Source organism: Methylobacterium variabile (genome assembly GCF_001043975.1).
In the GTDB taxonomy this organism is placed as follows: domain Bacteria; phylum Pseudomonadota; class Alphaproteobacteria; order Rhizobiales; family Beijerinckiaceae; genus Methylobacterium; species Methylobacterium variabile.
Genome location: NZ_LABY01000501.1, coordinates 1 through 1,298, shown reverse-complemented (window position 1 = coordinate 1,298; position 1,298 = coordinate 1). Strand labels below are relative to the sequence as shown.

Below are 1,298 nucleotides of genomic sequence, written 5' to 3'. Positions count from 1 at the left end.
CGCAGCCGCGACACCGGCGGCACCGGCCTCGGCCTCGCCATCGCCGAGCAGCTCGCCGGGGCAATCGGCGGCCGGCTCTCCCTGCGCAACCGCGCGGGCGGCGGGCTCGAGGCCACCGTCACCCTCGCCTGACACTGCTCGGCGCGAAGGCCACGGAGAGCTTCCGTACCCGATCTTCACCTGATGCGGTGAACGGCTTGCGATGAGACTGCCGGCTGGAGCAAGGCGGCCCGGCCGCGTTGGACCGTGGCGAGGAAGGTTGCGCGCCGCATCTACGCGACGGCTTCCGCCACCATGTCCGGGTGCCGCCCGATGACCCGCACGTAGGCAATGGCGAAGTCCGGCGCGGTCGCCCGCGCCTGCTCCCAATCGCGCAGCGTGCCGACCGGGACCCGGAAGCGATTGGCGAACTCAGTCTGCGACAGGCCGAGCCCGGTCCGCGTCCTGCGGATCAGGCGCGCGCGCTGGCCGCGGTCGAGGGCATCGACCGTGACGGCGAAATCCTCGACGTCGGCCGGATCAGCCGGCAGTGCGATAGGTTCGCTCTTCACCCTTGTTGCTCCTTCTCACCGAGATGAACCGGGGCAGGTCCCCCCTCCAGACGAACACGCCGGTGAACAGCTTCTCCTCAACGATCCCGACCACCTTGAACCTCTCCTCCCCGTCGACCTCACGAATGGACGGGATGAGCAGGTGATCGTCGTCCTCGAAGATCCGGTCACCGAAGGCCAAGGGCAGCTTGTGCTTCTGGCGATTGATCGCGTCCTTGGCGGGGTCGAACCGGTCGGGCGTCATGGACGGAGATCATACGGAATTTCCGTATAGCCCGCAACGCGGGCTAGTTGGGGCTGTCGTTCAGCACGGAGGCCCGCTCGCGTCGGATCACGGCCAGGAAGGCGCGTGCGGCCCGGGACAAGGGCCGCTGCGTCGGGTGCAGCACGGCCACCTCGAACAGGATCGAGGGATGGAAAGGGACATGGGCCAGACCGCGGCCGTCGGAGCCCGACGCCGTGAATGGATCGAGGAGTCCGACGCCCAGACCACGGGCGATGAGGATCGCGACCAGCGCGGCGTACTGCGCCTCGATCGCCGGCCGGCAGGTCAAGCCGGCGCGGGCGAAGGCCCGGTCGAGGCGCTGGCGCGACAGGCTGGTCTGCGGGAGCGCGATGAGGGGCTCGCCGTCCAGATCCGCTGGCGTGACCTGGGGGCGTGCTGCCAGAGGGTGACCCCTTGGCACCCCCAGGACGAGGGGCGCCTTACAGAACGCCTCGACGTCGACGCCTCCTCGCGTCAGGGGG

At 69.8% G+C, this 1,298-nt stretch carries 4 protein-coding genes; 1 reads left to right on the top strand and 3 read right to left on the bottom strand.

Annotation, left to right across the window (positions count from 1 at the left end; genetic code table 11):
- Positions 1–132 (top strand): ATP-binding protein (locus tag VQ02_RS39660; RefSeq protein ID WP_157080937.1); only part of this gene is annotated, 132 nt, incomplete at its 5' end.
- A gap of 140 nt (positions 133–272) precedes the next feature.
- Here the strand turns inward: VQ02_RS39660 and VQ02_RS34180 are convergent.
- The 3 genes from VQ02_RS34180 to VQ02_RS34170 form a co-directional block, all read right to left on the bottom strand.
- Positions 273–551 (bottom strand): helix-turn-helix domain-containing protein, encoded by a 279-nt coding sequence (locus VQ02_RS34180; protein ID WP_048448727.1) that lies wholly within the window; start codon positions 549–551, stop codon positions 273–275.
- Positions 520–795 (bottom strand): BrnT family toxin, encoded by a 276-nt coding sequence (locus VQ02_RS34175; RefSeq protein ID WP_048448732.1) that lies wholly within the window; start codon positions 793–795, stop codon positions 520–522. Before VQ02_RS34175 ends, VQ02_RS34180 begins: the two co-directional genes overlap by 32 nt.
- Positions 796–838: 43 nt before the next feature.
- Positions 839–1,298 (bottom strand): LysR substrate-binding domain-containing protein (locus tag VQ02_RS34170; protein ID WP_245239945.1); only part of this gene is annotated, 460 nt, incomplete at its 5' end.